20 protein-coding genes and 2 pseudogenes are annotated in these 24548 nt (G+C 65.0%); 9 read left to right on the plus strand and 13 right to left on the minus strand.

The genetic code is table 11. The features are described 5' to 3' along the window. The 5 genes and pseudogenes from C1I89_RS14810 to C1I89_RS35760 all read left to right on the plus strand — a co-directional run. Positions 1 to 202, plus strand: a 202-nt coding sequence (locus tag C1I89_RS14810; RefSeq protein ID WP_146196916.1) for a transposase, incomplete at its 5' end; no start/stop codon positions are given. Positions 203 to 397: 195 nt separating this feature from the next. Then, positions 398 to 1849 (plus strand): annotated as a pseudogene (locus tag C1I89_RS14815) (efflux RND transporter permease subunit); the annotation flags it as partial. Then, a complete protein-coding gene (locus C1I89_RS14820; protein ID WP_012251076.1) occupies positions 1846 to 3309 on the plus strand; it encodes an efflux transporter outer membrane subunit in 1464 nt (487 codons plus the stop codon). The pseudogene C1I89_RS14815 and the gene C1I89_RS14820, both read left to right, overlap by 4 nt. Before the next feature lie 7 nt (positions 3310 to 3316). Then, positions 3317 to 4168 (plus strand): universal stress protein, encoded by an 852-nt coding sequence (locus tag C1I89_RS14825; RefSeq protein WP_012251075.1) that lies wholly within the window; start codon positions 3317 to 3319, stop codon positions 4166 to 4168. 26 nt (positions 4169 to 4194) lie between these two features. Further along, positions 4195 to 4419 (plus strand): TetR/AcrR family transcriptional regulator, encoded by a 225-nt coding sequence (locus C1I89_RS35760; RefSeq protein ID WP_369008018.1) that lies wholly within the window; start codon positions 4195 to 4197, stop codon positions 4417 to 4419. Here the strand turns inward: C1I89_RS35760 and C1I89_RS14835 are convergent. Continuing rightward, a pseudogene (locus C1I89_RS14835) lies at positions 4367 to 5450 on the minus strand (SNF2-related protein); the annotation flags it as partial. The gene C1I89_RS35760 and the pseudogene C1I89_RS14835 sit on opposite strands and share 53 nt — an antisense overlap. 12 nt (positions 5451 to 5462) lie before the next feature. Continuing rightward, positions 5463 to 6371 carry a helix-turn-helix transcriptional regulator gene (locus tag C1I89_RS14840; RefSeq protein ID WP_012251064.1) on the minus strand — a complete coding sequence of 303 codons (909 nt, stop codon included), beginning with the start codon at positions 6369 to 6371 and terminating at the stop codon, positions 5463 to 5465. A 401-nt stretch (positions 6372 to 6772) separates the two neighbouring features. Here C1I89_RS14840 and C1I89_RS14845 point away from each other — a divergent pair, with 401 nt between their 5' ends. Then, the gene (locus C1I89_RS14845; protein WP_012251063.1) at positions 6773 to 7675 is read left to right on the plus strand and encodes a LysR family transcriptional regulator; all 903 of its coding nucleotides are present in this window, start codon (positions 6773 to 6775) and stop codon (positions 7673 to 7675) included. A 673-nt stretch (positions 7676 to 8348) separates the two neighbouring features. Here C1I89_RS14845 and C1I89_RS34105 read toward each other — a convergent pair. Beyond that, positions 8349 to 8792 (minus strand): hypothetical protein, encoded by a 444-nt coding sequence (locus C1I89_RS34105; RefSeq protein ID WP_146196908.1) that lies wholly within the window; start codon positions 8790 to 8792, stop codon positions 8349 to 8351. 709 nt (positions 8793 to 9501) lie between these two features. On the opposite strand from C1I89_RS34105, the gene C1I89_RS14850 reads away from it, so the two are divergent. Continuing rightward, on the plus strand, positions 9502 to 10629 hold the full coding sequence (locus tag C1I89_RS14850; protein ID WP_102773478.1) for a glycosyltransferase family 4 protein: 1128 nt from the start codon (positions 9502 to 9504) through the stop codon (positions 10627 to 10629). A gap of 30 nt (positions 10630 to 10659) precedes the next feature. After that, positions 10660 to 11379: a PhoP regulatory network YrbL family protein gene (locus C1I89_RS14855; RefSeq protein WP_258231441.1), complete on the plus strand. Its 720-nt coding sequence runs from the start codon at positions 10660 to 10662 to the stop codon at positions 11377 to 11379. A gap of 34 nt (positions 11380 to 11413) precedes the next feature. On the opposite strand, the gene C1I89_RS14860 is transcribed toward C1I89_RS14855, so the two are convergent. Beyond that, positions 11414 to 12610 (minus strand): MFS transporter, encoded by a 1197-nt coding sequence (locus C1I89_RS14860; protein ID WP_102773480.1) that lies wholly within the window; start codon positions 12608 to 12610, stop codon positions 11414 to 11416. An 88-nt stretch (positions 12611 to 12698) separates the two neighbouring features. On the opposite strand from C1I89_RS14860, the gene C1I89_RS14865 reads away from it, so the two are divergent. After that, positions 12699 to 13493: an AraC family transcriptional regulator gene (locus C1I89_RS14865; RefSeq protein ID WP_102773481.1), complete on the plus strand. Its 795-nt coding sequence runs from the start codon at positions 12699 to 12701 to the stop codon at positions 13491 to 13493. A gap of 12 nt (positions 13494 to 13505) precedes the next feature. Here the strand turns inward: C1I89_RS14865 and C1I89_RS14870 are convergent, their stop codons facing one another. The 9 genes from C1I89_RS14870 to C1I89_RS14910 form a co-directional block, all read right to left on the minus strand. Further along, positions 13506 to 14153, minus strand: a complete 648-nt coding sequence (locus C1I89_RS14870; RefSeq protein WP_258231442.1) for a nucleotidyltransferase family protein — start codon at positions 14151 to 14153, stop codon at positions 13506 to 13508. 55 nt (positions 14154 to 14208) lie between these two features. Next, positions 14209 to 16713 (minus strand): TonB-dependent siderophore receptor, encoded by a 2505-nt coding sequence (locus C1I89_RS14875; RefSeq protein WP_146196909.1) that lies wholly within the window; start codon positions 16711 to 16713, stop codon positions 14209 to 14211. Positions 16714 to 16815: 102 nt separating this feature from the next. Next, positions 16816 to 17784 (minus strand): FecR domain-containing protein, encoded by a 969-nt coding sequence (locus C1I89_RS14880; RefSeq protein ID WP_258231443.1) that lies wholly within the window; start codon positions 17782 to 17784, stop codon positions 16816 to 16818. Next, complete coding sequence (locus C1I89_RS14885) at positions 17781 to 18287, minus strand: sigma-70 family RNA polymerase sigma factor (RefSeq protein ID WP_102773482.1); 507 nt, start codon at positions 18285 to 18287, stop codon at positions 17781 to 17783. The genes C1I89_RS14880 and C1I89_RS14885 overlap by 4 nt, the downstream gene beginning before the upstream one ends. 93 nt (positions 18288 to 18380) lie before the next feature. Further along, positions 18381 to 20774: a TonB-dependent siderophore receptor gene (locus C1I89_RS14890; RefSeq protein ID WP_102773483.1), complete on the minus strand. Its 2394-nt coding sequence runs from the start codon at positions 20772 to 20774 to the stop codon at positions 18381 to 18383. A gap of 157 nt (positions 20775 to 20931) precedes the next feature. After that, positions 20932 to 21915 carry a FecR family protein gene (locus tag C1I89_RS14895; RefSeq protein ID WP_102773484.1) on the minus strand — a complete coding sequence of 328 codons (984 nt, stop codon included), beginning with the start codon at positions 21913 to 21915 and terminating at the stop codon, positions 20932 to 20934. Then, entirely contained in the window at positions 21902 to 22405 is a 504-nt protein-coding gene (locus tag C1I89_RS14900; RefSeq protein WP_102773485.1) for an RNA polymerase sigma factor, read from the minus strand. The genes C1I89_RS14895 and C1I89_RS14900 overlap by 14 nt, the downstream gene beginning before the upstream one ends. An 84-nt stretch (positions 22406 to 22489) precedes the next feature. Then, positions 22490 to 23443 carry a Bug family tripartite tricarboxylate transporter substrate binding protein gene (locus C1I89_RS14905; protein WP_102773486.1) on the minus strand — a complete coding sequence of 318 codons (954 nt, stop codon included), beginning with the start codon at positions 23441 to 23443 and terminating at the stop codon, positions 22490 to 22492. A 110-nt stretch (positions 23444 to 23553) separates the two neighbouring features. Beyond that, positions 23554 to 24456: a dihydrodipicolinate synthase family protein gene (locus tag C1I89_RS14910; protein ID WP_102773487.1), complete on the minus strand. Its 903-nt coding sequence runs from the start codon at positions 24454 to 24456 to the stop codon at positions 23554 to 23556. Between the last annotated feature and the right edge of the window lie 92 nt (positions 24457 to 24548).

The following is a 24548-nucleotide window of genomic DNA, read 5'->3' on the forward strand; positions in this document are numbered from 1 at the left end:
TCGTTTGACGCAAAACATTGAGCGGGCCAAATCCAGTCTTCGAGCCAAGGTTGAGCATCCGTTTCGTGTCATCAAATGCCAATTCGGGTTTCGTAAAGTCAGATTCCGTGGACTGGCCAAGAACACTGCGCATTTGAAAATGTTGTTTACGCTGTCCAATATCTGGATGGCACGCCGCCCGTTGACGGCGGTGGCAGGGTAAGTGCGCCCAAAAAGCGCCAACAGGCCCGAAAACGGGCCTGATCGGGGTGCAAACAACCCGAAAGTGGCGATGATTTGAGCAGTTTTTAACCATTTTTGAATACTTTGGTCATGAGGTCGATTTTTGGATGTTTGAAATCGAGTTCTTCAGACCTTCCCTAAGATTGAAACCGGACCACCCTATGGGGTCAGGCCACTTCCGGATGAAGATCAGGGCACCATGGTGGTGCAGGTCGAGTTGCCGACCAACAGCACGGCCGATCAGACCGATCAACTGCTCAATGAGCTCAGCACCTATCTGCTTGAGGAAGAAGGCGATGTCGTGGACTCCGTCTTTGCGGTCAATGGTTTCAGCTTCGCGGGCCGGGGCCAGAACTCGGGCCTGGCCTTCGTTCAGCTCAAACCTTGGGAAGAACGCAAGCGAAGCGTCTTTGACCTTCAGGCCAGTGCGATGCAGCGCTTCAGCGAGGTCAAGGCAGGCACCGCGCTGGCCTTTGCTCCGCCGGCCATTCAGGAACTGGGCAACGCCACGGGCTTCAACCTGTTCCTGCAGGATTACCGCGGCGAGGGCCACGAACAGCTGATGCAGGTGCGCGGCCAGTTCCTCGCCGAGGCATCCAAGCACCCGGCACTGACGCTGGTGCGTCCCAATGGCAAGCCCGACGAGCCGCAGTACCAGGTCATCATCGACGATGAGAAGGCGCGCGCCCTGGGCGTGACCTTGGCCGAAGTCAACCGCACGATGTCCACCGCCTGGGGCTCCTCCTACGTGAACGACTTCATCGACCGCGGCCGCGTCAAACGCGTGTATGTCCAAGGCATCCCCCAGGCCCGCATCACGCCGGAGGACTTCAACAAATGGTACGTGCGCAACAAGAACGGTCAGATGGTCTCGTTTGCGTCGTTTGCCACCGGAAAATGGGTCTATGGATCCCCCAAGCTGGAGCGCTATAACGGTGTGCCGGCCATTGAGATCCTTGGCGAGCCGGCGCCCGGCTACAGTTCCGGTGACGCGATGCGCGCGGTCGAGGAGATCGCGGCCAAGCTGCCCAGTGGTGTGAGCCTGGCGTGGACCGGCCTGTCCTACGAGGAACGTCTGTCCGGCTCACAGGCTCCTGCCCTTTACGCGCTGTCGATCGTCGCGGTGTTCCTGTGTCTGGCAGCCCTCTACGAGAGCTGGTCGATTCCCTTCTCGGTGCTCCTGGTGGTTCCGCTAGGCGTGATCGGCACGGTTGCGGCCACGTTGATGCGCGGGTTGGAGAACGACGCGTTCTTCCAGATCGGTCTGCTGACTACTGTCGGGCTCTGCGCCAAGAACGCGATCCTGATCGTCGAGTTTGCCAAGGATCTGCACGAGAAGGGCGGTCGAACCCTGGTGCAAGCGGCGATCGAGGCCTCTCGGCTGCGACTGCGCCCGATCATCATGACCTCGCTGGCCTTCACCATGGGCGTGATTCCGCTGGCCATCTCCAGTGGCGCCAGCTCCGGCAGCAAGCACGCCATCGGCACCGGCGTGATCGGCGGCATGGTCACGGCTACTTTCCTGGCGATCTTCTTCATTCCGCTGTTCTACGTGGTGGTGTCGTCCTTGTTCACGAAGAAAGCCCGCAACACATCGGCTACAACGGCTGAGGAGCCAAGCGCATGATTTCGCCTCTTACCCGCACTGCGCTGGCGGTGCTCACCAGCAGCGTGCTGGCCGGTTGCGTCAGCCTGGCGCCCGAGTACCAGCGGCCCGCCGCGCCCATTGCCCAACAATGGCCGGCAGACTCTGCCGTCGATGCCACGCACGTGGCGGCACCTGTGGACCTGTCCTGGCAGACGCTGTTCGCAGACCCGAAGCTGCGCCAGACCGTGGACCTGGCGCTGGAAAACAATCGGGATCTGCGCAAGGCCGTGCTGAACATCGAACGCGCCAGGGCGCTCTATCGCATACAGCGCGCCGATCTGTTGCCTGAGGTCAGTGCAGGTGTGTCGGGGAACTCCGGCCGCACCCCCGCCTCGGTGTCGTCCACGGGAACGGCGGTGACGAGCCATAGTTACCGCGCCGACCTCAACATCGGCTGGGAGCTGGATCTCTTCGGACGTGTGCGCAGCCTCAGCGATCAAGCCTTGCAGGACTATTTCGCCACCGAGGCGGCGCAGTACGCCACGCGCCTGGGCCTGATCAGCGAGGTATCCACCACGTATCTGACCTTGGCCGCTGACCGTGAGCAACTGGCATTGGCCGAGGAAACGCTACGCAGCCGTCAGGACGCCTACGACATGCAGCGCCAGCTGCGCGACATCGGTAATGCCTCCGATCTCGCACTGCGCCAGGCCGAAAGCGAACTGGAGGCTGCGCGCGATCAAGCCCTGGCGTTGCAGGCAAGCGTCGCCACTGATCGTAACGCCCTGGAACTGCTCGTAGGTGCGCCGCTGCCTGCCGATGGCCAGCCTGACCGCCCTCTGGAATCGATGCTGGCCGTGCAGGACCTGCCGGCCGGATTGCCGTCGGACCTCCTACAGCGCCGCCCGGACATCCTGGCTGCCGAGTACCGGCTCCAAGGTGCCAATGCCAACATCGGCGCCGCGCGCGCCGCCTTCTTCCCCAGCATCAGCTTGACAGGGGGGATTGGACGGGCGAGCGACTCCCTGTCGAATCTGTTCGATGGCGGGACCCGTGCATGGAACTTCCTGCCACAGATCAGCGTACCGATCTTCAGCGGCGGCCGCCTTCGGGCCAACCTCGCAGTCGCCAAGGTGGACCGCGATCTCGCGGTCGCCGACTACGAGCACGCCATCCAAGGCGCTTTCCGCGAGGTGGCGGACGCGCTGGCCATTGGCAGCCGGCTCGATGGACGCCTGGACGCGCAAAAGCGCCGGGTCGACGCTGCAAGCGAGGCCTATGCACTGGTGCAGCGCCGCTACGACAACGGCGTCTCCAGCTATCTGGAGGTGCTTGACGCGCAACGTACGTTGTATGCCGCCCAGCAGAACTGGATCACCACGAGACTGGCGCGCCAGTCCAACGTGATCACCCTGTACAAGGCGCTGGGCGGCGATTTCGCGCCGGCCAGCGCCGCTTCTCCCACTTCCGGCGAATCCGTCGCCATTCGTCACCCGTGAGGTCGATATGTCCCAAATGCTCAAGGATATTGCGGTGTTCTTCGACGTCAGCGATGGCGGAGAACAGATGTTGGAGAAGGCCGCGAGACTGGCAGAAGCGCAAAACGCACGCTTGATCGGGATCACCAGTACCGAGGCAAACCATGCGGAGTCAAGCCCTTCGGACGGCTTCGCTCGAGGCGCAGCGATTCATGAGGTGATCGAACGCCTGCAAGCAGCATCTGCCGTGCACCTGCTCAACGCCGCCCAGGCGTTGAAGGAAGTGGCAGACCGCCACGGCGTGTCGCCCGAATTTCGCGTGATCCCCTACGTAGAATCGGGCGTCGGCATGGCGCTGCATTCCTTGTATTGCGATGTGCTGGTGGTCAGCCACCCCAAGGCACCCGGAGCGCCGTTTGCCTGGTCGGCCATTGACGTGCTGCAACAAACGGGTGTGCCGTTGCTGCTCGTTCCCGACGATTGGAATGGCCAGCAAATCGGCCGGCGGATTGTCGTGGCCTGGAACGCAAGCCGTCAGGCGCGCCGTGCCGCCGCTGATGCTCTGCCATTGCTGATTGCCGCCGAAGCCGTCGATCTGCTGATCGTCGACGCCGCGCGCAAAGCTGAATGGCATGGTGAGGAGCCCGGATCGGACATGGCTCACTATCTGGCTCGCCATGACGTTGTGGTCAATCTCGAACGCATCGATTCGGCAAGCAAACCTGTGGCAGAGGTCATCCGCGACCATGCCCTGGCCATGGGAGCCGATCTGATCGTCTTTGGCGCCTACAGCCGCCCCAGGATCAGTGAAGTAGTACTGGGAGGCGTCAGTCGCACGCTGCTCGCTGACGTGCCGTTGCCGTTGTTCGTGTCCCACTGAACACTCCAAGGACGTTGGCAGTGGCAGTGACCAAGGTTCCCCCGAGAGTAGGCCCCTGCACGCCAGAGGAGATTCTGGATGCTGCAGAATGGTGCTTCCTGCACTTGGGGGTCGCCGGTACCAGCACGGCCTTGATCGCAGCTCGTACGCGATGCGCGCGCAGCTTGGTGAGCGCACACTTCCCGTCGCCACGCAGCATCCTGGCCTTGTTGCGGAAATTGTGCGACTCGTCGATCACCACCAGGTCGTAGTTGCCCCAGTTCACATGAGACAGGTCGATGTCACCCGACAGGCCGCCATCGCGCGACAAATCGGTGTGGTTGAGCACGTCGTAGTTGAACCGATCAGCCGCAAGGATGTTGCGCTTGTCGTTGGCCTTGTAGAGCGTCCAGTTGTCGCGCAGGCGTTTGGGCGCCAGCACCAGCACGCGGTCGTTGCGCAGCTCGTGATACTTGATGATGGCCAGGGCTTCGAAGGTTTTGCCCAGCCCTACGCTGTCGGCAATGATGCAGCCACCAAAGCGATTCAGCTTGTCGATGGCCCCCACTACACCATCGCGCTGAAACTTGAAGAGCTTCTTCCACACCACGGTATTGCGAATGCCGGTGGCAGACTTGACGATGCGCTCCTCGTCCATCTCGTCACCGCTGTCCTGAAACAAGCGGTGCAGCATCAAGGTGTAGATGGTGAAGGGATCGCGGTGCTCACCCAGGCCTCGCAGCGCCTCAAGAACGGATTCGTGATCCTTGTCCTGACCCTCAGGGTCAGTTAAACCAGCAGTTTGCAAGCCTGCCCACTGCTGATCGAACCATTGGGCGAGCTGCGCTGCTTCCTCGGTCGTTTCTGACGCCTGAATGAGGTTCAATGGGTTGCCTGGCGTCAGTCCAAGGCCAGATGTGTTGAAGGCAAACGAGCCCAGGACCACTTGTGCAGGAGCCCCGTCCGGGCCGCGCATGACAGCAGCCCCCTGTGGCACCGACCTTGATGCTCGCCGGAGCGCCACTTTTTCACTGATCCATTTCGCGCACTGATTGGCCAGCCAACGTGCCTGCAGACGATTGCGCGCTGCACGGTCGCCCTCCGTTCCCAAGAGTTCAAGAGCCTCGTTATCAGGAGGCACAATCAATTGAACTTGATCTAAAGCGGATAACGCCTCCCGAATTTCCGCAAAGGCGTAAAGCGAGAACGAAGGCGTTACACAGTCGAGTCGGTTGCCGTGTTTTAGGTGGGGCCTCATCAAGTCGATGACGCGCTGTGTTCCGGTGTTTTGGATCAGCTTCATGGTCGCTTCCGTTCAGTCATCAATCGACGTTTCTGCGCTTGGCGGTGCATACCCCGGCGCAAGCACTGCATTGCGCACGCCATAAATGGCGAGATGGTCTTTCAACCAGAGCCGATACTCAGGGCCGCGCAGGCTGTGGTCAGGGGAGCAGTCCACACTCCACTTGCGCAGGATGTAGCCGGCCGTGGCGGCTCGCAGCTTCATGTGCAGCACGCCGTCCTGCATGCCGTAGTCCATTTCAGTGATTTCGGGCCGGGGCTGATCTGGATGGGGCATCAGTTCCAGCTCGACGATCCGGGTCCACTGAATGTCTTGGTCGCTCATCTCATGGGGAGCCACTGACCGGTCCTTGAGGATGACGGGACGTTTGATCCGGGTGATGACGAAGTCCCGGAAATCCTGGGACTTGCGATCGAAGGCGCGAACGTGCCAGCGCAGACCGTTGTCGATTAACGCAAACGGGACAATCTCCCGCTCTGTGCGACCACTTGAGATGGAGTGGTATTCGATGCTCAGCGGGCCTTCCTGGTGGATTGCCCGGGTCACATGCGCCAGGATGTCCAAGTCAGGATGAGTGAGCCGGGACGGGCTTTCGCTGGCGACCCATGCCTTGAGCCGCATTGGCTCGCCATCACCGAAGCCCTGAGTCAGCCATGAGAGCACCCGCTCTGGCGGGAAGTCGAAGACGGGCTGAAAGCTAGGCCCCAGCACGTAGGACTTGCCCTTGGCGTCGTAGTCGATGTTGCCGGGAGCCAGCTCTTTGTACAGCGCCAAGTCCCTGGATGCCGCGGCGGACTGAATGCCAAACCGCGTGACCAAGTCCTGGCGACGCATCTCCCCAATGAAGCGCACGCGCAGCTCCACGAACGCGAGCCGGTCGCGCTGTGGCTGGGTGAGATCTGCAAGCTTTTCGTGGGACATCCTGGTTGGCTCGTTCGGGTTAGCGAATGCTTGTATAGATTGTTGCAGAAAGTATATGGTCTGCGTTGAAAGTCGTCTATCAATCTATGTTGGTTTGTTGATATGCTGCATTATGATGACCATTTTGATGTGAAATGGATGATCCGGCATGGCTGAAGTTGCCGAGGAGCCCGATCAAGCATGCTCGTGGAGGAGGCTTGTCTCTTTGTGCTGCACTGCCTTGACGTGAGCTGCCGGTGCGCCTGCCATCGAAGCGAAGCGTGCATCGCTCGGCATTTTTGAGCGGCAACCCAGACGACCAATGGCTGTTGGGGGGCTCTGATGAAGGTGACCAAGCAGGATGGCGAGATGGTCACTTCATTTTTAGGACTTCACCACACGATTCGGGAGGCATGCCCTGCATGGAGTTGCGACACCTTCGTTGCTTTACGGCACTGGCCGAAGAGCTGCATTTCACCCGAGCCGCCGAGCGGCTGCATATCGAGCAGCCCCCTCTGTCCCGAGCCATCAAGGAGCTGGAAGACGAACTGGGGGTCAGTCTTTTCGACAGGGATCGACGCGGAACTCGGCTGACTCCGGCAGGCGCTGCCTTTTTGCTGGATATCCGCAGACTCTTCACTGTTCTGGACCAGGCCAGAGAAAACGTCAGGGCCATCGCGGCCGGTCAAAAAGGCAGCCTACGCATCGCCATATCCGATGGCGCAGCCGATCAGCGGCTGTCTGCGTTCCTCGCCCATTGCCGTGAGGATGAGCCCGAGATTGAGGTGAGGCTGTCCGAAGTCCCGCTGGCTGATCAGTTGCGTGGGCTGCGGTCGGGCGATTTCACGATAGGGTTCGCTCACACGGCCGAAGTTGGCGATGGCATATGTGCTGAACCAATCTGGCAAGACCCATTGGTGATCGCCATGCCGATCCGCCACGAATTGCTTGCCCATAAAGAGATACCGCTTCACAAGCTCGGGGAGCACCCGCTGATCCTATGTGACCCGCAGGTGTGCGAGGGCTACTGCCGCGAGTTGACACGTCTTCTGCGTCCCTTGGAGCGGGAGCCAAACATTGTCGAGCACGCGTCGTCTTTGGACATGATGCTTACGCTGGTCGGAGCAGGCTACGGCATTGGGTTCACCACGGCGGCGAGGATGGCAACCAGTCAGCGCACTGATGTGGTTGCTCGGCCCTTGGCCCTGGATTCGGCTGTGATCAATACCTACCTGCTGCGCCCGAGCAATGACGCCTTGTCCCCGTCCCTGGAGCGGTTCATTGCCCGCCTGCGCTCGCAAGGCGGCAGCGCAGCAAATCAGTGAGGCCAACGTTCCCGATGGACCAGCCATGGCTTCCAGTAGCTGTAGGTAGACTGCAGTGGACACACGTCTGTTGCCAGATGGCTGGAACTGGTACACTGACTGGCCGGTTGCAGTGTGCCGAACCGGAAAAATCCATTTTTAATCAATGGGTTGGATGCGCGGATTTGTTCCCATCACCCGCTCCAATTTCTTTCGATGCCAACCGGTTGGTTGAATAATTCCATAAATTCACGGAATTTCGGAATTTTTTCCGTGAGTTCTGGCCGATAGCCGTTGAAATTCGGCTCCCATCTTATCCAAAAAGCCTTTCGGCGGTGAAGCGATGTAGCGCTCAGCGTTCACCTTCATTGATGGGGGCATGCACTCTGCTTGATAACTTATCCCACTCCGCAGTTTGGGTCCAAGCTGTATCTCTGCCGCTGACTTGGGGGTGGAAAAGAATGAGGCTTGACCTCAGCCAAGCCTCAAGGTAGCCTTTACGGGCTAATCGGTCATAGCAGACCGGTCAGTGCGCTGCTTTTTTTATTATCAGCAACGCTGCAACCACCGCAATACATGCGATGGCGAGCGCTACACCACTCATAGTGGCCGCCTCCCTATCAAATGTGCCCCTGGGTTAGGGCGTTGGTTGAACCTGAAAGCCCCGTTGCCGCGGGGCTTTCGCCTTTTTCGGCTATGCCAAACAATATGTGGCAAAGCCTGTTTTCTTCACTCTTCCGCTTGCCCGCAGCCTGCTTAGGGTCTTCGCCACCGAGTCCCTAGTGACTTCTATCGACGAGGACTCTTTTATCGCGTTGAAAACCTCTTCGACGGTTCTACCCTGATCTGGGGTCAACGTACGAATAATGGCATCCGTAATTGTTTTGTACTGTTGAGCTTCGGAGGTCTCAGGCCGGGTTGTCTGGGGAGGAGTTTCCCGAACCGAAATATTGGTGGATTGGTCGCTCTGCGCGGAGGCTAGATACTTTTCATAGCCGGTACTCTCCGAAACCAACTTGATGGTCTGTCGCAGAGCTTCAATCTGCTTACGGAGTTCGGTTGCATCTCTTTCCATCGCAGCAAGAGCACGCTCTTTTTGCTGGAGAAGTTTGCCAAGGTCGGTTTGGGGAAGATTCATGTGTGAATCTTAGCACGCGCTTTCTTTTTTTGTGAATTTGATGGGTGAAAAAATTCTCGGTTCTCCGTGTTTGCCATATGGCAGTGAGTGCGCTCTTTATTGAGGGTAGGGCGTTCGGTTACATTTAGGGAGTTCCTGTGGGAGCGTTTTTTTCACAATGCTCGGCTTTCATTGGAAGAGGAGGGCGGACATGACGGATCGGAAGTCGCATAGAACTCCGGCTGCTGACTCTTCGCAGCAGCAGACGCAGTGGCGTGTGAATTCAGCGGAGTGTCAAGCCGCACGCTTAATGAGCGCCGGTCGATAGCATGAAAAGGTGAGCAAATGTTCATCTATGCCGATTCCCACGTTCTAGCTACGTAGTGTGGTTGAGAGGCAACCAACTAGAGTCTGAATACCCCAACATTCGGGAAACAGAGTTCCAAATTTGATAATGATCCCGCGCTCGAAGGCGGTCCGGCGCGACCGCTGACCGACCGCCCGCAGCGACCTCCGCAGACCGCTTTTTCAGAGGAAAAAACGGCTCACGGCAGCCGCTTTACGCCCGCACGAATCCACTGGAATTCGCGCCCATTTCCCAGCCAACGGCATCCATTTCGGCGCGGTTTTGCGGTTTGCGCCGCCCTGCGCTTGCACATAGACTGCATTACAAGAACAAGTCACCACGATGACGCCTGCGTCGATTCTTGACGGGCGTCGCGCATTTTTCATGCCTTCCACGACAGACCGTCCCCTACGCATCATCCATTCCGAGGCGGCCCTCGGCTTTGCCGGCCAGGAGCGCCGCATCCTCAAGGAGATGCGGGCCATGCGCGAGCGGGGCCACCGGGTGGAACTGATATGCCGGCCGGAAGCGAAGCTGGCCGCCGCGGCGAGCGAAGCGGGCATCAAGGTGCACAAGCTGCCCATGGGCGGCTTCATGAACCTGGTGCGCGGCGCGCCCAAGGTGCGCCGCATCCTGCGCGAAGGCCGCTTCGACATACTCAACACCCATAGCCGCATCGACACGCTGCTGGCCGGGCTGGGCGCGCGCCTGGCGGGCACGCCGCTGATCGTGCGCACCCGCCACCTGACCAACCGGGTCAATTCCATGCTGGCGTACACATGGGTGCCGCACCGCGTCAGCGCGGTGAGCAATTACGTGCGCGATTACCTGATCGAGCGCGGCGTGCCGGCCGGCAAGGTCGAGACGATTTATTCGCCCATCACGCTGCCGCCGGCCGGTATCCGTTCGACGCTGCGCGAAGAGCTGAACCTGCCGCCGGAGGCGATCGTGGTCTGTTGCGTGGCGATATTGCGCGCGACCAAGGGGCATCGCGAGCTGATCGAGGCGCTGCGCCCCTTGATGCAGGACAGGCCGCAGGTGCATCTGGTGCTGGTGGGCAACGGCTCGCCGCTGTTCGAGCAGCTGCAGGCGCTGATCGCGGAGATCGGGCTGGCGGACCGCATCCACATGCTGGGGTTCCGCCACGACGTACCCAATATCCTGGCCGGCAGTGACATCTTCGCGCTGGCGACGCAGAAGGAAGCTTCGGGCACCGTGTACGTCGAAGCCGCGGCGGCGGGGCTGCCCGTCATCGGGGTGGACGTGGGCGGCGTCAGCGAGATGGTGCGCGACGGCGAGACCGGCATACTGGTGCCTTCCGGGAACATCCCTGAATTGCGGGCGGCGCTGGAAACGCTGATCGACGACAGCCATCTGCGCGCCTGTATGGGCGCGGCCGGCACCCGCATGGCGCGGGTCGAAGGCAAGTTCTCGCTGGCCGGGCTGGCCGAGCGCACCGAGCAGGTGTACCGGACCTGGCTGGCCCAGGTGGCCGTCGGGGCCACGGGGTGATCCATGCTGCCGGAACCTGGTCCATCCGCCATGCTTGAAACCCCGGCCACGCCGCGCGTGGATCTGCAGGCGGCGCTCATGCCGGCGCCGGCCACGCTGCCGGCCGTGCCCGCGCCCGCATGGTCCTGTCCGGCGTTCGAGGTGCTGGACCTGACGCAGGTGACGCTGGTGGCGTCCGGCAGCGAGCGCGACGTCTATCTGCACCCTGGCGACCAGTCGCTGCTCATCAAGATCGTCAACCGCGCGCGCATCAACGAGCCCGGCCGCAAGCGCCCCTGGCACAAACGGCTGCACCGCGAAGACGCGCATCGCGTGTTCATCACCGAACTGGTCGAGTACATCGCCACCACCGTGCAGCAGCGGCTCAGGCAGGGCAATACGCTGATGGCGCGCATCGCCGGGCTGGTGCTGACGTCGCACGGGCTGGGCCTGGCGGTGGAGCGCATCGTCGATGCGCGCGGCGAGTCCGCGCCCACGCTCAAGCAGCTGGTGGCGGCGCAGGGATTCGGCCCCGAGCTGCAGGCGCGCCTGCGGACATTCTTCATGGACCTGATCGACGCGCACGTGATCTTCAACGACGTCAGCGCGCGCAATATCGTCGTGGGTTTCAACGCCAACGGGCGCGAGGGGCTGTACCTGGTCGACGGGTTCGGCCCCAAGCAGCTGCTGCCGCTGTATGCGTGGAGCAAGACGCTCAACAAGCGGCGCCTGCTGCGCAAGTATGCCGAGCTGAAAGCCAAGCTTTCGTGACGCCGGCCCGGCGCGGCGACGCCGGAAAGTTGCTCTAGATCTCTTGTGCGTCCGCGCCGATGCGCCGCGCGCGTCCGGCGCGGGCGCCGATCAGCGCGGCCAGCAGCGCCAGCGCCGTGCACAAGGCCAGCGGCACGCGCCAGCCGCCGAGCGCGTCGTGCAGCGCGCCCATGGCCATGGGGCCGGCGGCGGCCAGCAGATAGCCGATGCATTGCGCCATGCCGGACAGCGCGGCGGCCTGGTGCGCGTTCGCCGTGCGCAGGCCGATGAAGGCCAGGCCCAGGATCATCCCCGCGCCGGTCCCCACGCCGAACAGGATCGACCACAGCAGCGCCAGCTGCGGCGCCCACGCCAGCCCGGCCAGGGCGATGGCCGAGCACAGCGCCACCGTCGCCGCGGCTGCGCGCTGGTCCTGCATGCGGCGCACGATGGGACCGAGCAGCAGGCCCGGCACGGCGGTCGCCAGTTGCAGCACCCCATGCAGAAAGCCGGCCCGGGTCGCGGACATGCCGCTGTCGGTGAGCATCGTCGGCAGCCAGCCGATCGCCACGTAATAGATGGTCGAGTTCAGGCCCAGGAAACCGGTGACCTGCCAGGCGAGCGCGCTGCGCCAGACCGGCTCGCCCTTGGGGGCCGCCGCGGCGCCGGCCGCCGGCCGCGTCTGGCTGCCCAGCTGCGGCGCCCATGCGGCCAGTGCGGCTGCTGGCAGCACCAGAAAGCCCAGCAGGGCGGCATGCCAGCCCCACGCCTGCGCCAGCGGCGCCATGGCGGCCGAGCCCAGCGTCGCCGCCACGCCCATCGCCAGGGCGTAGGCGCCGGTGACGGCGGTGACGTTGTGGGGAAAGTCGCGTTTCACCAGGCTGGGCAGCAGCACATTGCCCACGGCGATGCCCATGCCGATGATCCAGGTGCCCAGATACAGGCACCAGTACGAACCCGTGGAACGGATCGCGATGCCGGCGGCGATTGCCGCCATGGCGCCGAACAGCGCGCGCTCCAGGCCCCAGGCGCGCGCGAACCAGGCGCTGAATGGCGACAGCAGAGCGAAGGCCAGCAAGGGCAGCGTGGTGAGCGCGCCGGCGGCCGTGGTGCCCAGCGCCAGGTCGCTGCGGATCGCGCCCAGCAGCGGCGGCAGGCCGGTGATGGGCGCGCGGAGATTGGCGGCGATCAGAAGAATGCCGACGAGCAGCAGGGTGCAGGTGCCTGCCCGCTGTTGCGTCAAAGTGGTCATGGGTCTCTCGGTAATCCTAGGGGATTCCCTAATCTACGCGCTCTTCGTGTGCTGTAATACAGAAGCAATGACAATGAATCTCTAAATCATGACAAGCTGCGCGCCCTTGAACCAGACGCTGTTCCAGTACGACCCGGACGCCAGCGACCGGCCGGCCACCGCGCTGCGCGTCGAGGTCGAGCAGAGCGATGCCGAGCAGCCCGTGCACACGCACCGCAAGGGGCAGCTCGTGATGGCGCTGCACGGCGGGGTGACCTGCGAAGTGCCGCGCGCCTTGTGGATGGTGCCGCCGCACCACGCGGTGTGGATCCCCGGCGGCATGCCGCACAGCAATCGCGCTACCGGCAACGCGCGCATTTATTTCCTCTTCATCGAACCGCAGGCCGCGCCGATGCCGGACCAGTGCTGCACCGTGGAGATTTCTCCGCTGGTCCGGGAGATGATCAAGTATCTGTCCGAACAGGGCCCGGGCTATTCCAAGGACGGGCCCACCGCGCGGCTGGTCTCTGTGCTGCTCGATCAGCTGTGCGCCGCGCCCCTGGCGCAGCTGCACCTGCCAATCTCGCCGCATCCGAAGATCCGGCGCATCGCGGACGCGCTGGCCGCCGACCCGTCGGACCGCAGCACGCTGGCCGCATGGGGCGACCGGCTGGCCATGAGCGACCGCACGCTGGCGCGCCTGGTGCGGCGCGAGACCGGGCTGACCTTCGGGCGCTGGCGCCAGCAGCTGCACCTGATCGTCGCGCTGCGGCAGCTGGCCGCCGGCGCGAGCGTACAGCGCGTGGCCGGCAACCTGGGCTATGACTCGGTGACGGCGTTCATCACGATGTTCAAGAAGGCGCTGGGCCAGCCTCCGGCGCAGTACTTCTCGGCGCTGCGCTGAACGCGAGGCGGCTCACGCCGCGTTCAGGTCCTGCGGCACGTCCACGTCGCGCAGCGCGCCGGGGTCTTCGAGCGGCACGGCGTGCACCCCATGCCGGCGCAGTATCTCGCGTCCGCCCACGTCGGCGCGCAGCGCGGCCAGCTCGGGCCATAGCGCGCGCGCAAACCGCACCGGGTGCCCGCGCCTCCCCTGGACCAGCGGCGCCGCCACGGCATGCGCTGACGGCTGCGCGGCAACGGCGCGCAGCGTCTCGGGCGCCACCCACGGCATATCGCCCAGCGCCACCAATGCATGCGTATGGCCGTCGCCATGCGCCAGCAGCCACTGCATGGCCGCGGCCAGCGTGGAACCCATGCCGCCCTCCGGGCCATCCGCGGCCGGCGCCGGCAGGACCACGCAGCCCAGGTCGGCGAGGCGCCGCGCCAGGAACGCATCGTCCGGCGCGACCAGAGCGACGACACGCGCAACCGCGGCGCTCAGCCTGGCGGCGGCGTGCGCCGCTATCGGCATGCCGTCGGCCAGCGTGGCGTGCAGCTTGTTCCCGGCGCCGCCGGCCTGGCGGTAGCGCGAGCCCGCGCCGGCGGCCAGCAGCACGCCGATGCAGGAGGGCGGATCGGGGTCTGGCGTCATGGCCGGGCGGGGAATGGGCGTGGAAGACATGGCGCTATTGTGGCCAGGATGCGCCCGGCCTGTCCATGGCGGGCGGCTCGCGCGCCTACATCCGGTATTGCATCGTCAGCAGATAGTTGCGCGGCGCGCCGTAGTAGTTGTGGTCGTAGCTGATCGACGAGTAGTACTTCTTGTCCGTGAGGTTGCTCACGTTCAGGGCAACCGACAAGCGGTTGTCGAAGCGATAGCCGATGCGCGCATCGAGCACGGTGTAGCCGCCCTGTTTGCGGCCGTAGTAGGCGAAGCCGGAGGACTCGCTTTGCGTGGTCAGGCCGGCGCCGATGGAGTAGCCGCTCCATTGGCCGGGCAGGCGGTAGTTGGCCCAGAGCCGCGCCAGGTGGCGAGGAATGCCGGTGTTGGACGAAATGTCGTAGCCGACCGCGGGCACGTCCTCGCCTTTGTGCTTGGTCTGGGTATAGGTGTAGGAGGCGGCCAGCTGCAGGCCGGGCAGCACTTCGCCGGTGACTTCGGCCTCGAAGCCCTGGCTGCGCACTTGCGCGGTCGGGCGGTAGCAGGTGCCGCCGCAGCGCGCGTTGGCTACCTCCTGCGGCACGCTGCCGTCCTGGAAGGCGACCTTCTTCTGTTCGGTGCGAAACAGCGCGAAGCCCACGTCCACGCGGCCGTCGAGCAGTTCGCCTTTCAGGCCCAGTTCATAATTCCTGCCGGTGACCGGGCTGAGGAAGGCGCCGGAGGCGTCGCGCTGGCTCTGCGGCCGGAATATGTCCGCATAGTTCGCGTAGGCCGACCATTGCTCGTCGAGCGTGAGCACCGTGCCGATGAACGGCGTGAATTCCCCTTCTTCCTTGGCCGTGGTTTCCGAGTAGCCCCAGATGCCGTCCGATACATAGGTCTGCTCGTACCACGAGAAGCGCCCGCCCAGCACGATGGAAAGCGGGTCCAGCACCTGGTAGCGCGCCGTGGCGTACAGCCCCTTCTTGTCGGAGCGGTAGCCGTCGTCCATGCGGTTCGCCGCCATGATTTCATCGCTGTTCATGGCGGGGCCGGTGTAGCGCTGGTCGTAGCTGGCGTTCAGGCTTTGGACGTTCCTGGTCCAGCCCCAGATATCGTTGCTGCGCTGATGCGAGAAATTGGCGCCCATGGTCAGGTCGAGCTTGCGGCCGAACAGCATGGCGCCTCCGGTCAGATAGGCGTCGCCGCCGAGGTTGCGCGAGTTCATGTCGAAGGCGTAGGCGTCGCCGCGGAACGTGTTGGGCGGCCCCAGCCTGCCGGTGCGCAGCAGATACTTGATGTCGTTGGCTTCGTCCACGCGCACCAGGGCGGCCTTGAACTTCCAGCCGTTGGCGAAGCGGTGGGTCAGGTCGGCGTACCAGGTGTCCTGGGTCTTGAAGGCATGGTTCCAGGGCGCGCTCAGGTTGGTGGAGCGGGAGTAATCGGGCATGGAGCCGTCGCCGTAGCTGGGCAATCCCGACCAGTCGATGACGCCGTAGGGCTTTTCACGGCTGTAGCCGATGCCCAGGGTGGTGGCGGGCCCCAGGTCGATGTCCAGCGCGCCATAGAGGGTGCGTTCGTTGGAATCCAGATAGTCGCGAAACGAGCCGGCGGTCTCGTAGTTGGCCACCACGCGCGCGCGCACCGTGCCCTTGTCGTTCAGCGGCCCGCCCACGTCCACCAGCGCGCCGTACTGGTCCCACGACCCCACCTTGCCGGTCAACGTCATCTGGAATTCCTGCGTGGCGCGCTTGCGCACCATGTTGACGGACCCGGAAGGATCGCCGGCGCCTTCGAACAGGCCTTGAGGGCCGCGCATGATTTCCACGCGGTCGTAGATCGCCGCGTCGGAGTTGAAGGCCGAGCCGCGCGCGTAGAGCTGGCGTTCCAGCGGCACCCCGTCGAACTGGTAGCTCTGGATGAAGAAACCGCGCGAATAGAACTGCCCGCCCGGATCGTTGGCCACCATGGACACGCCGGGCGCATTGTTCAATGCGTCGCGGATGTCGCCGATGTTCTGGTCGTCCATGCGCTGGCGGGTGATGACCGAGACGGCCTGCGGGATCTCGCGCAGCGACTGGTCGCCCTTGGCGATGGTCACCACATTGGAGGCATAGGAGCCGGTCCCTTCGGTGGTGGCGAGATCCTGGCCCTGCACGGTGACCGGCGCCAGCGTGGCCACGCCGCCGCCGGCCGCCGCGCGCAGGCGGTATTGCCCGCGCGCGTCCTGCACCGCCTCCAGGCCGGTGCCCGCCAGCGCCGCGGCCAGCGCGGCCTGCGGGTCCAGCGCGCCGCGCACCCCGGCGCTCTGGCGGCCGTCGACCAGGCCGGGCGGGCTGGCCAGCAGCACGCCGGATTCCGCGGCGTAGCGGGCCAGCACCGCGTTCAGGGGGCCGGCCGGAATGTCGTAATGGCGGGTCTGGCCGCCGGCGGCCTGGGCCGGAGCGGCGCTCGCGGCCTGCGCCTGGACGCCGGGCGTCCAGGCCGCCGCGGCGAGCAGCCCGCAAGCGCATGCCAACCGCAAGGCGCCGCGCGCCTTGCGGTTGGCGCCGGAAAACAGAGACGATGGCATGCGGCCGGGAATGGGCGGGTGAACAGGCATGGAGTCCTCGAAAGCCGGGTTGTTCAATGGTCGAATGACCTTGCACCCCGTTCATCGAACGAGCCGCCCGAAACAGGAACTGCCCGGTGAAAAAAAGTTGCGCTACCGCGGCCCGACGCGCACCCACCAGGGCAGCGGACGGCTGACGCGGATCGGCAGCACCGACTCCAGCATGGCGAGCGCGCGGTCCGGCTCGGTCATGGGGTAGCTGCCGAAGACCGGCAGCCCCGCCACCTGCGGCGATACGCTCAGATAGCCGGCGCGATACCGGCCGAGTTCGCGCAGCACGTCGCCCAGCGGTATGTCCTGGGCGATGTACAGGCCGCGCGTCGAGGCCTCGGCCGAGGCTACCGCGGGTTCCAGGCCCGCCAGCCCTGCCCGCGTCAGGCGCGCCTGCATGCCGCTGGGGATGACGCCGCCCGCGCCGCCGGCAGTCTGGGCCCGCACCGCCCCGTCATAGACCGCGATGCGCGCATCGCCGTCCTGCAGCCGCACGCTGAACCGGGTGCCCAGCGCGCGCAGTCGGCCGCGCGGCGTGTCGACCACGAAGGGGCGGCCGGGATCGGAGGCGGTGCTGATCAGTATTTCGCCGGCCACGAGTTCGAGGCGGCGCAGCGCCGCGCCGAAATCCTCGTCGAATGCGCTGCCCGTGCCCAGCCAGACGCGCGTGCCGTCCTGCAGCGCGATCTCGCGCACTTCGCCGACGCCGGTTCTGTGGTCGGCCGTCCAGGCCAGAAGGGCGCCGGGCAGCAGCGACGGACGCCATGCCGCGCCGCCCAGCAGGCCGGCGCCCGCCAGGGCCGCCAGGCCCAGCACCAGACGGCGCCGGCCGGCGTCGGCGGTGGCGGTGCGATAGGCGCCGACCGTCAGGCGCGGATCGGGCGCTTGCCGGATCGGCTGGAAAATCCGGCCGACCCGTTCGACCTGCGCCCAGGCGGCGCGATGCGCTTCGGCGCTGTCATGCCAGGCTCGCCAGGCCTGGCGGTCGGCCCGCGTGGCCTCGCCGGATTGCAGCAGCGCGAACCATTCGGCGGCCTGTTCCAGCACGCCCTGGCTGGGGGCGGCGCTCAAAGCGTCTGCAGGCAATGCAGCATCGCCTGGGCCACGTACTTGCGCACCATGCGCGTGCTCACGCCCAACTCGGCGGCGACTTCTTTTTCGCTCATGCCGCTGCCGGCCGCCATGACGAAGGCATGGGCGGCCTTGACGGGCAGGGCGCGCAGCAGCCGGTCGATTTCATGCAGGGCTTCGAGCACGATGGCCTGGTGTTCCGCGGACGGCGCCCGGGCCTCGGGCTGGGCGGCCAGGGTGTCGAGCCAGGCCTGCTCGATGCGCCGCCGGCGCCACAGGTCCACGCACAGGCCGCCCGCCATGGTGCGCAGATAGACGCGCGCTTCCGGCAGGCTGCCGAACTTGCGTGGGGTGGTCAGCAGCCGCACGAAGGCGTCCTGGGCGAGATCGGCGGCATCCGCCGCGTTGCCGAGCCGGCGGCGCAGCCAGGACTGCAGCCACGGGTGGTGATCGTGGTAAAGCGTCTCCACGCTGGGCGGGAAAGCGTAATCCGAAGTTTCCAAGGCCTGTGGCCGTCCGTGCCGGCAGATACTGAATGGGAACGATTATTATTATCTATTTTCCAGATCTGCGGCAAACGGCGGCGGCTCAGGCGCTTACCACCTGTGCTGGTAAGTCAGCGTCAGTACGGTCCCGGCGGCGGGAAGCCGGCTGGTGTTCGTGTTGCTGCGCATGAGCTGGCTGTAGAGCGGGTAGTAGTCGCGATTGAACAGGTTCTCGATGCCGAGAATGAATGTGTCGTTCTGGTTCGGCTGATACCGGCTCATGAGATCCACCGTGAAATAGCTGCTCACGTCCCGCCGGCCGAAGCTCTCCACGCCATTCAGGCGGTAGTCCTTGCCGCCGAAGTAATTGGCCTGGATGCGGTTGCTCCAGCGTTCGTTGGGGCGGTACTGCAGATACGCGGTGAGCTTGAGCGGCGGGATCCGGTAGCCCGTCATGTCCTGCCAGCTGCGGCCGGCGGGACGCTCGCGGCCCTTCATCCACGTGAAGGTGCCGCCGGTGGCCCATGTTTCGTCGTCGGTGGCGTAGTCGACCGTGCCCTCGATGCCGTGGATGCGTTCTTCCGTGCGCGTCAGGATCAGCCCGTTGTTGAAGCTCTGCACGTCGCCCAGTTTGGACGTGGTGTAGAACAGTGCCAGCGAGGCCGAGGTGTTGCCGACTCCGCCGCGCCAGCCCAGCTCGTAGTTGTTGGTCTTGACCGGCTGCAGGTCGGAAGAGCCGATGTCGAAGCCCGGGCGCGCGTTGCGCATCTGGACGCCGATGTCGGGCAGCTGGAAGCCCTGGCTGAAGTTCGCGTACAGCTCCTGTCCGAGCACCGGCGCGTAGGCCACGCCGAAATTGAACAGGAAGGCGTCGTAGTTGACCGTGCCGCCCTGCACCGTGGCGGGCGCGGGCACGCGCAGCTGGGACAGGGGCACGAAGTCGCCGAAGCGGGCCGACGCATACTCATAGCGCGCGCCGCCCTGCACGGACCACTGCTCATTGAAGCGATGTTCGAGCTGGGCGAAGAGGCCGGTGCTGCGCGTGGTGAGTTCGGGCATGTAGGTGAGCCCGCCCATCCTGTTGAACACGCGCCCGCCGCTGCGGTCATAGGCGGCCGGATCGAATATGTCGAGCGGCATGTCGCTGCGTTCGTGGTTGAAGTCCGCGCCCCACATCAGCCTGGACTGTTCGCCCAGCGGCGTGTCCACCGTGAGGCGGCTGCCGAAGACCTTGGTGTTCTGGGTGATCTGGTCGATGTTGTTCCCGCGGGTCACGACGGCGCGCGCATCGAAGGGCGTGAAGCGCGTGAAATAGTCGCGGTAGTACATCTGCGCCGTCAGCTTGCTGCCCAGCAGGTCCAGGTGCTGGTACTCCAGGTTCACCAGCGTGTTGCGGATCTGGTTCTGGTCCGCCAGCTGCAGGCCGCTCATGGGCAGGGCGCGCGCCGACCCGGCAGGCAGCCGGCCGACCGAAGGGTCGGAGGTGTAGTCGGAATCCTGGTCGGCGTTGTAGTAGTTGGCAGAGAGCTGCAGGCGCTGCTTGTCGTCGATGCGCAGGCCCAGCTTGCCGCCCAGGCTGTAGATATTGGAGTCGAACAGGTCACCCTGGCTGGGCTCGGGCGCGATGCGCCGGCCATGCGCGTCATAGGACGCGCCGTTGTGGCGCGCGCCCAGGTCCAGCGCATAGTCCACCATACCCTTGCTGCCCGCGAAATGCTGCTGGAGCTGCCCGCCCAGGCCGTCGGCCCGCAGCCGCGTCAGCGGACTGACGGCGGTGATGGTGGTCTCGGCCACCGGCTCGCCGCCGGCCGGCCGCGTGGTGATCGAGACGATGCCGCCCGTGGCGCCTGCGCCGTAGATCGAGCTGCTGCCGCGCAGCACTTCGACCCGCTCGATGGTGGCCGGGTCGATGTTGGCCAGGTTGCGCGACGAATCGCGGTTGGTGTTGAGCGGAATGCCGTCCACCAGCACCAGCACGCCGCGCCCGCGCAGCGTCTGGCCGTAGTCGGTGATGGTGCGGCTGGAATCGGCCATGCCCGGCACCGTCTTGGAAAGAATCGTGGCGAGGGTGCCCGAGCCCGTGCGCAATTCCTGCAGGGCGTCGCGCTCCAGCACGATGGTCTGCTGCACCGGGTTCACCAGATTGCTGGCGGTGCGCGAGCCGGCCACTTCGATCGGGGCCATGACCTGGGTCTGGCCGGCGCCTTGCGGCTCGATAATGGTCACGGCGCCTTCCTGGCGGACCTGCAGCGCCTTGCCGTCCAGCAAGGCCAGGAGCGCCTGCTGCGGCGTCATGGCGCCCGCGACGGCCGGCGCCTGCATGCCGGCCACGGTTTGCGGGGCGTAGAAGATCTGCAGGCCATGGGCCTGGGCCAGGTTGCGCAGCGCCTGGTCCAGCGGCTGCGCCGGCATGTCTATCGCAACCGGCGCCGATTGCGCCCGTGCGCCCGGCGATCCCGCCACGAATGCCGCGGCGACCAGCGCCGCGCCCAGGCACGCGCGCATTCCCGCGTGCTTTCCCCATTTCTTGCGATCCACTTCCTGTGCTCCCGAATCATGCCCGCGGGCACCATGCCCGCCCGCCAATCAGGAAGAAGACGCAATACGCAAAAAATACCTGAATGTTCCGCCCGCTTTTTTTGTAACAGCGCTGGCCGGCGGGTCAGCGCGCGACGATCTCGGCCCGCCCATCAGGCAGGCGCCGCACCGCGACCGGCAGGATGTGCGGCAGCGCGGTCAGGAAGGCGTCGGTGTCGGCGGTCTGGAACACGCTGGTCAGGCGCAGGTCTTCCAGGCCCTGCCCGGTCGCCAGCACGACGGGCTGCTCCCGGTAGCGCGACACCTCGCGCACGGCGCTGCGCAAGTCGGCATCGGTGAACACGATCTGGCCGTTGCGCCAGGCCAGCTCGGCCGCCACGGCGACGGGCCGCGCGCGGCCGGCGTGGCCGCTGGCGTCCACCAGCACCGAATTTCCGGCCGCGACCGCCACGGCGGCAGCGTCCTGCGCGCCGGCCACTTCCACCGAACCCGATTCGACCACCACCCGTATCCGGTCCGTATCGCGGCGCACGTCGAAGCGCGTGCCGGTCACCCGGGCGCTGCCGAATCCGGCGTCGACGATGAAAGGGCGGGCCATGTCTTCCCGCACCGTGAACAGGGCCTGGCCCGCTTGCAGCACGACGCGGCGGCGGGCGTCGTCGAAACCGACCTGAAGGCGGCTGCGGCTGTTGAGTTCGACGATGGACCCGTCGGGCAGCGTGACGCTGCGGCGCTCGCCGGCCGCAGTGCGGTATTCGGCCATGCCGTCGCCGGGGCGCCAGATCGCCACCGCGACGCCGGCCGCCAGCGCGCACAGCCCCAAGCCCAGCGCCTGCCTACGCACCCGGCTGGCAGGGCGCGGCGGCGGTTCCGCCAGTTCGCGCAGGCGGTCCGCGGGAATGCTGCCGGCCGCCAGCCAGATCTCCTCCAGCATCCGGTACTCCGAGGCATGGCGCGGGTCCCGCGCGAGCCAGGCGTCGAGCTCGGCCTGCGCGGCGTCGGTCCATGTGCCGGAGCGGGCGCGCGCGAACCAGCGCGCCGCCTGGGCGCGGACCGGATTGGCGCGGGCCTCGGAGGCCGCAAGAGGCGAACAGTCAGTTCGGGGCATAGGCTCCAAGCCGTTCCCGCAGATGCAGTGCGGTGCGGATCATGTATTTTTCGACCATATTCTTGCTCAGCCCCATGCGCTGCGCGATCTCGGCCTGGGTCATGCCTTCGAGGCGCTGCCAGACGAAGACCTGGCGGCATTTGAGCGGCAGTTCGGCCAGCGCGGCTTCCAGCGCCTGGCTCAACTGCTCGGTGCGGACCTGGGCCAGGGGATCGCCCAGGGAGCTGGGATGGGCGGCTATGGTATCAAGCGCCACCCACTCCTGCCCGTCGGTCTTGCGGAACTGATCGACGGCCGCATTGCGGGCCGCCTGATGCAGATAGGCGCGAGGCTGGGCCACGCGCGCGGCGTCAGTCTCCAGGCATTTCACCAGCGCTTCGTGCGCAAGATCCCGCGCGGCGTCACGGCAACCCAGCTTCCGGGTCCAGACCGCAAGCAGTTCTTCGTAATAGGCCAGAAAGCCTTGCGAGCGGGGAGGACGTGGTGGCATGGCGGCAAATAAGCAAGCCACGCATGATAATGGTTTTTATTTGCATTGCAAAGCTGGGTTGCCGGTCCGCCCGCAAGACTCCGCCTACGGCTTGAGATTGAGCTTTTTCATCAGCGTCTTGAACGCTTCGTTCTGCCGGGCGATATCCGCGGTGAACTCGGGCGTGTCCGCCCAGGCCAGCGTCAGGTTCTGCGAGACCAGCGATTTCTGGAATGCCGGCGTTTCGTAGACCTTGCGCGCGACTTCCCGCCACGCCGCCAGCACTTCTTCGGGTGCGCCCTTGGGCAGGCCGATGCCGCGCCAGACGCTGAATTGCAGATCGTGTCCGCGCTCCTTGAATGTCGGAACCTGCGGGATCGCGGGCAGGCGTTGCGCGGACATGACGGCAAGCGTTTTCAGCTTGCCGGTTTCCACGTGCTGCCTGAGTTCGGCGTAGGCCACCGTCGTCGCCTTCACGTCGCCGGCCATCAATCCCATGATGGCCGGCGATGAGCCTTGATAGGGGACGTGGGTGAACGTGGCGCCGGTGCTGTCGGCCAGCGCCGCCGCGGCCAGGTGGGGAATCGTTCCGTTGCCGGCATTGCTGATCGTGACGGCTTCGGGATTCGCCTTGGCATAGGCGATGAACTCTTCGATCGTGTTCCATGGCGCGTCCGCGCGCACGGTGATGGAGGAGGGATCGTCCGTGAAGCGGGCCACGGGCTGGAAGTCGTCGATGGTCGCTTTGCCGATGCCCATCAATGGCACGAACAGCATCTCGGGATTCATCAGCAGGACCTTATAGCCATCCGGCTTGCCCGACAGCACGTAGGACCAGCCTATGGACCCGCTGGCGCCCGGCTTGTTCATCACGAAGACGGTCTGCGGGAAATGATTGCGGGCTTCGTCGGCCACGGCGCGGGCGGTGTTGTCGCTGCCTCCGCCTGGCTGGTAGGCGACCACGAGCTCGATCTGCTTGCTGGGGTAGGAAGCGGCGGCGGCCACGCTTGCGGTGAGACATGCCAGGGCGCCCAATACGATTCTAGGTAAGAAGTTCATGGTGGAAAGTTCATCCGCACAAGGCACCAAAAGTGTCGACCGTACCGGGGTGCCGTTCCGAGTGCGATAGCGCGGCCCGCCGTCGGGCCGCAGGTTGTATTGCGGCAGGCTTAGCGGCGCAGCGTTTCCAGGTCGGCCAGGGTCTTGCGGACGATGGCGATGGTGCGCTCGCGCTCCTCGCCCACCAGGTCCAGGCGCGGCGGCTTCACGGTTTCGGCCGAGCCCGTGATGATGTTCTCGGCCAGCTTGATGTGCTGCACGAGCTTCACCACCGTGTCCAGATGGAATAGCGGAGTCAGGACGCGATACAGGGCGCGGGCCTGCGGCAGCTTGCCCGCGATGGCCAGGTCCAGCAGATCGACCGATTCCCGGGGCAGGGCGTTGGCCATGCCGGACACCCAGGCGGTGACGCCCAGCGCGGCGCTTTCCAGGATCAGGTCGTCCACGCCGCACACCACGTTCAGGCGGTCGCCGAAGCGCGCGCTCAGATCCGTGACGCGGGTGGTGTCGTAGGACTCCTCTTTGATCGCGACGATGGTGGGTTCGGCCAGCAGCTGCTCCACCGTGTCCGGCGTGAGATCCACGCCGTAGCCGCGCGGGTTGTTGTAGAGCAGGATCTCGAGCCTGGAGGCGCGCGCCACGGCCTTGTTGAATTCGATGGTTTCGCGGACGTCGGATTTATAGGTCAGGCCGGGAAACAGCATCAGGCCGTCCACGCCCAGCCGTTCCGCCTGTTGCGCGAAGGCGACCGCCTTTTGCGTACTCGTTTCGGCCACCCCGGAAACGATGGGCACGCGTCCGTTCACGGTCTCCTTGGCGATGCGCAATACCGTCAGCTTTTCTTCGGGAGACAGCTGGGCGTTCTCGCCGACCATGCCCATCATCACCACGCCGCTGACGCCATTGGCGATCAGACGCTCCAGGCCCGCGCGCAGCGCATCTTCGTCCAGCGTGTAGTCGGGCTTGAACTTGGTAGTGACGGCGGGGAAAACGCCTTTCCATTGAATCGTCATGATCTTCCTTGTGGCAGGGGCGGGCCTGCGGGCAAATATTCGGATAAAGAGTACTTTATATTGGATCCAATTTGGCAAGAGAAAAAAATGGC

The organism is Achromobacter pulmonis (assembly GCF_002885955.2).
Lineage (GTDB): Bacteria > Pseudomonadota > Gammaproteobacteria > Burkholderiales > Burkholderiaceae_B > Achromobacter > Achromobacter pulmonis_A.

Coding starts and splice junctions, on each gene's coding strand:
- C1I89_RS34105 (WP_146196908.1), bottom strand. CDS start 8,792: ATGAATCTTCCCCAAACCGACCTTGGCAAACTTCTCCAGCAAAAAGAG.
- C1I89_RS14860 (WP_102773480.1), bottom strand. CDS start 12,610: ATGACCACTTTGACGCAACAGCGGGCAGGCACCTGCACCCTGCTGCTC.
- C1I89_RS14855 (WP_258231441.1), top strand. CDS start 10,660: ATGCTTGAAACCCCGGCCACGCCGCGCGTGGATCTGCAGGCGGCGCTC.
- C1I89_RS14905 (WP_102773486.1), bottom strand. CDS start 23,443: ATGAACTTCTTACCTAGAATCGTATTGGGCGCCCTGGCATGTCTCACC.
- C1I89_RS14865 (WP_102773481.1), top strand. CDS start 12,699: ATGACAAGCTGCGCGCCCTTGAACCAGACGCTGTTCCAGTACGACCCG.
- C1I89_RS14840 (WP_012251064.1), bottom strand. CDS start 6,371: ATGTCCCACGAAAAGCTTGCAGATCTCACCCAGCCACAGCGCGACCGG.
- C1I89_RS14900 (WP_102773485.1), bottom strand. CDS start 22,405: ATGCCACCACGTCCTCCCCGCTCGCAAGGCTTTCTGGCCTATTACGAA.
- C1I89_RS14820 (WP_012251076.1), top strand. CDS start 1,846: ATGATTTCGCCTCTTACCCGCACTGCGCTGGCGGTGCTCACCAGCAGC.
- C1I89_RS14895 (WP_102773484.1), bottom strand. CDS start 21,915: ATGCCCCGAACTGACTGTTCGCCTCTTGCGGCCTCCGAGGCCCGCGCC.
- C1I89_RS14910 (WP_102773487.1), bottom strand. CDS start 24,456: ATGACGATTCAATGGAAAGGCGTTTTCCCCGCCGTCACTACCAAGTTC.
- C1I89_RS14850 (WP_102773478.1), top strand. CDS start 9,502: ATGCCTTCCACGACAGACCGTCCCCTACGCATCATCCATTCCGAGGCG.
- C1I89_RS14875 (WP_146196909.1), bottom strand. CDS start 16,713: ATGCCTGTTCACCCGCCCATTCCCGGCCGCATGCCATCGTCTCTGTTT.
- C1I89_RS14825 (WP_012251075.1), top strand. CDS start 3,317: ATGTCCCAAATGCTCAAGGATATTGCGGTGTTCTTCGACGTCAGCGAT.
- C1I89_RS14845 (WP_012251063.1), top strand. CDS start 6,773: ATGGAGTTGCGACACCTTCGTTGCTTTACGGCACTGGCCGAAGAGCTG.
- C1I89_RS14870 (WP_258231442.1), bottom strand. CDS start 14,153: ATGTCTTCCACGCCCATTCCCCGCCCGGCCATGACGCCAGACCCCGAT.
- C1I89_RS14890 (WP_102773483.1), bottom strand. CDS start 20,774: ATGCGCGCGTGCCTGGGCGCGGCGCTGGTCGCCGCGGCATTCGTGGCG.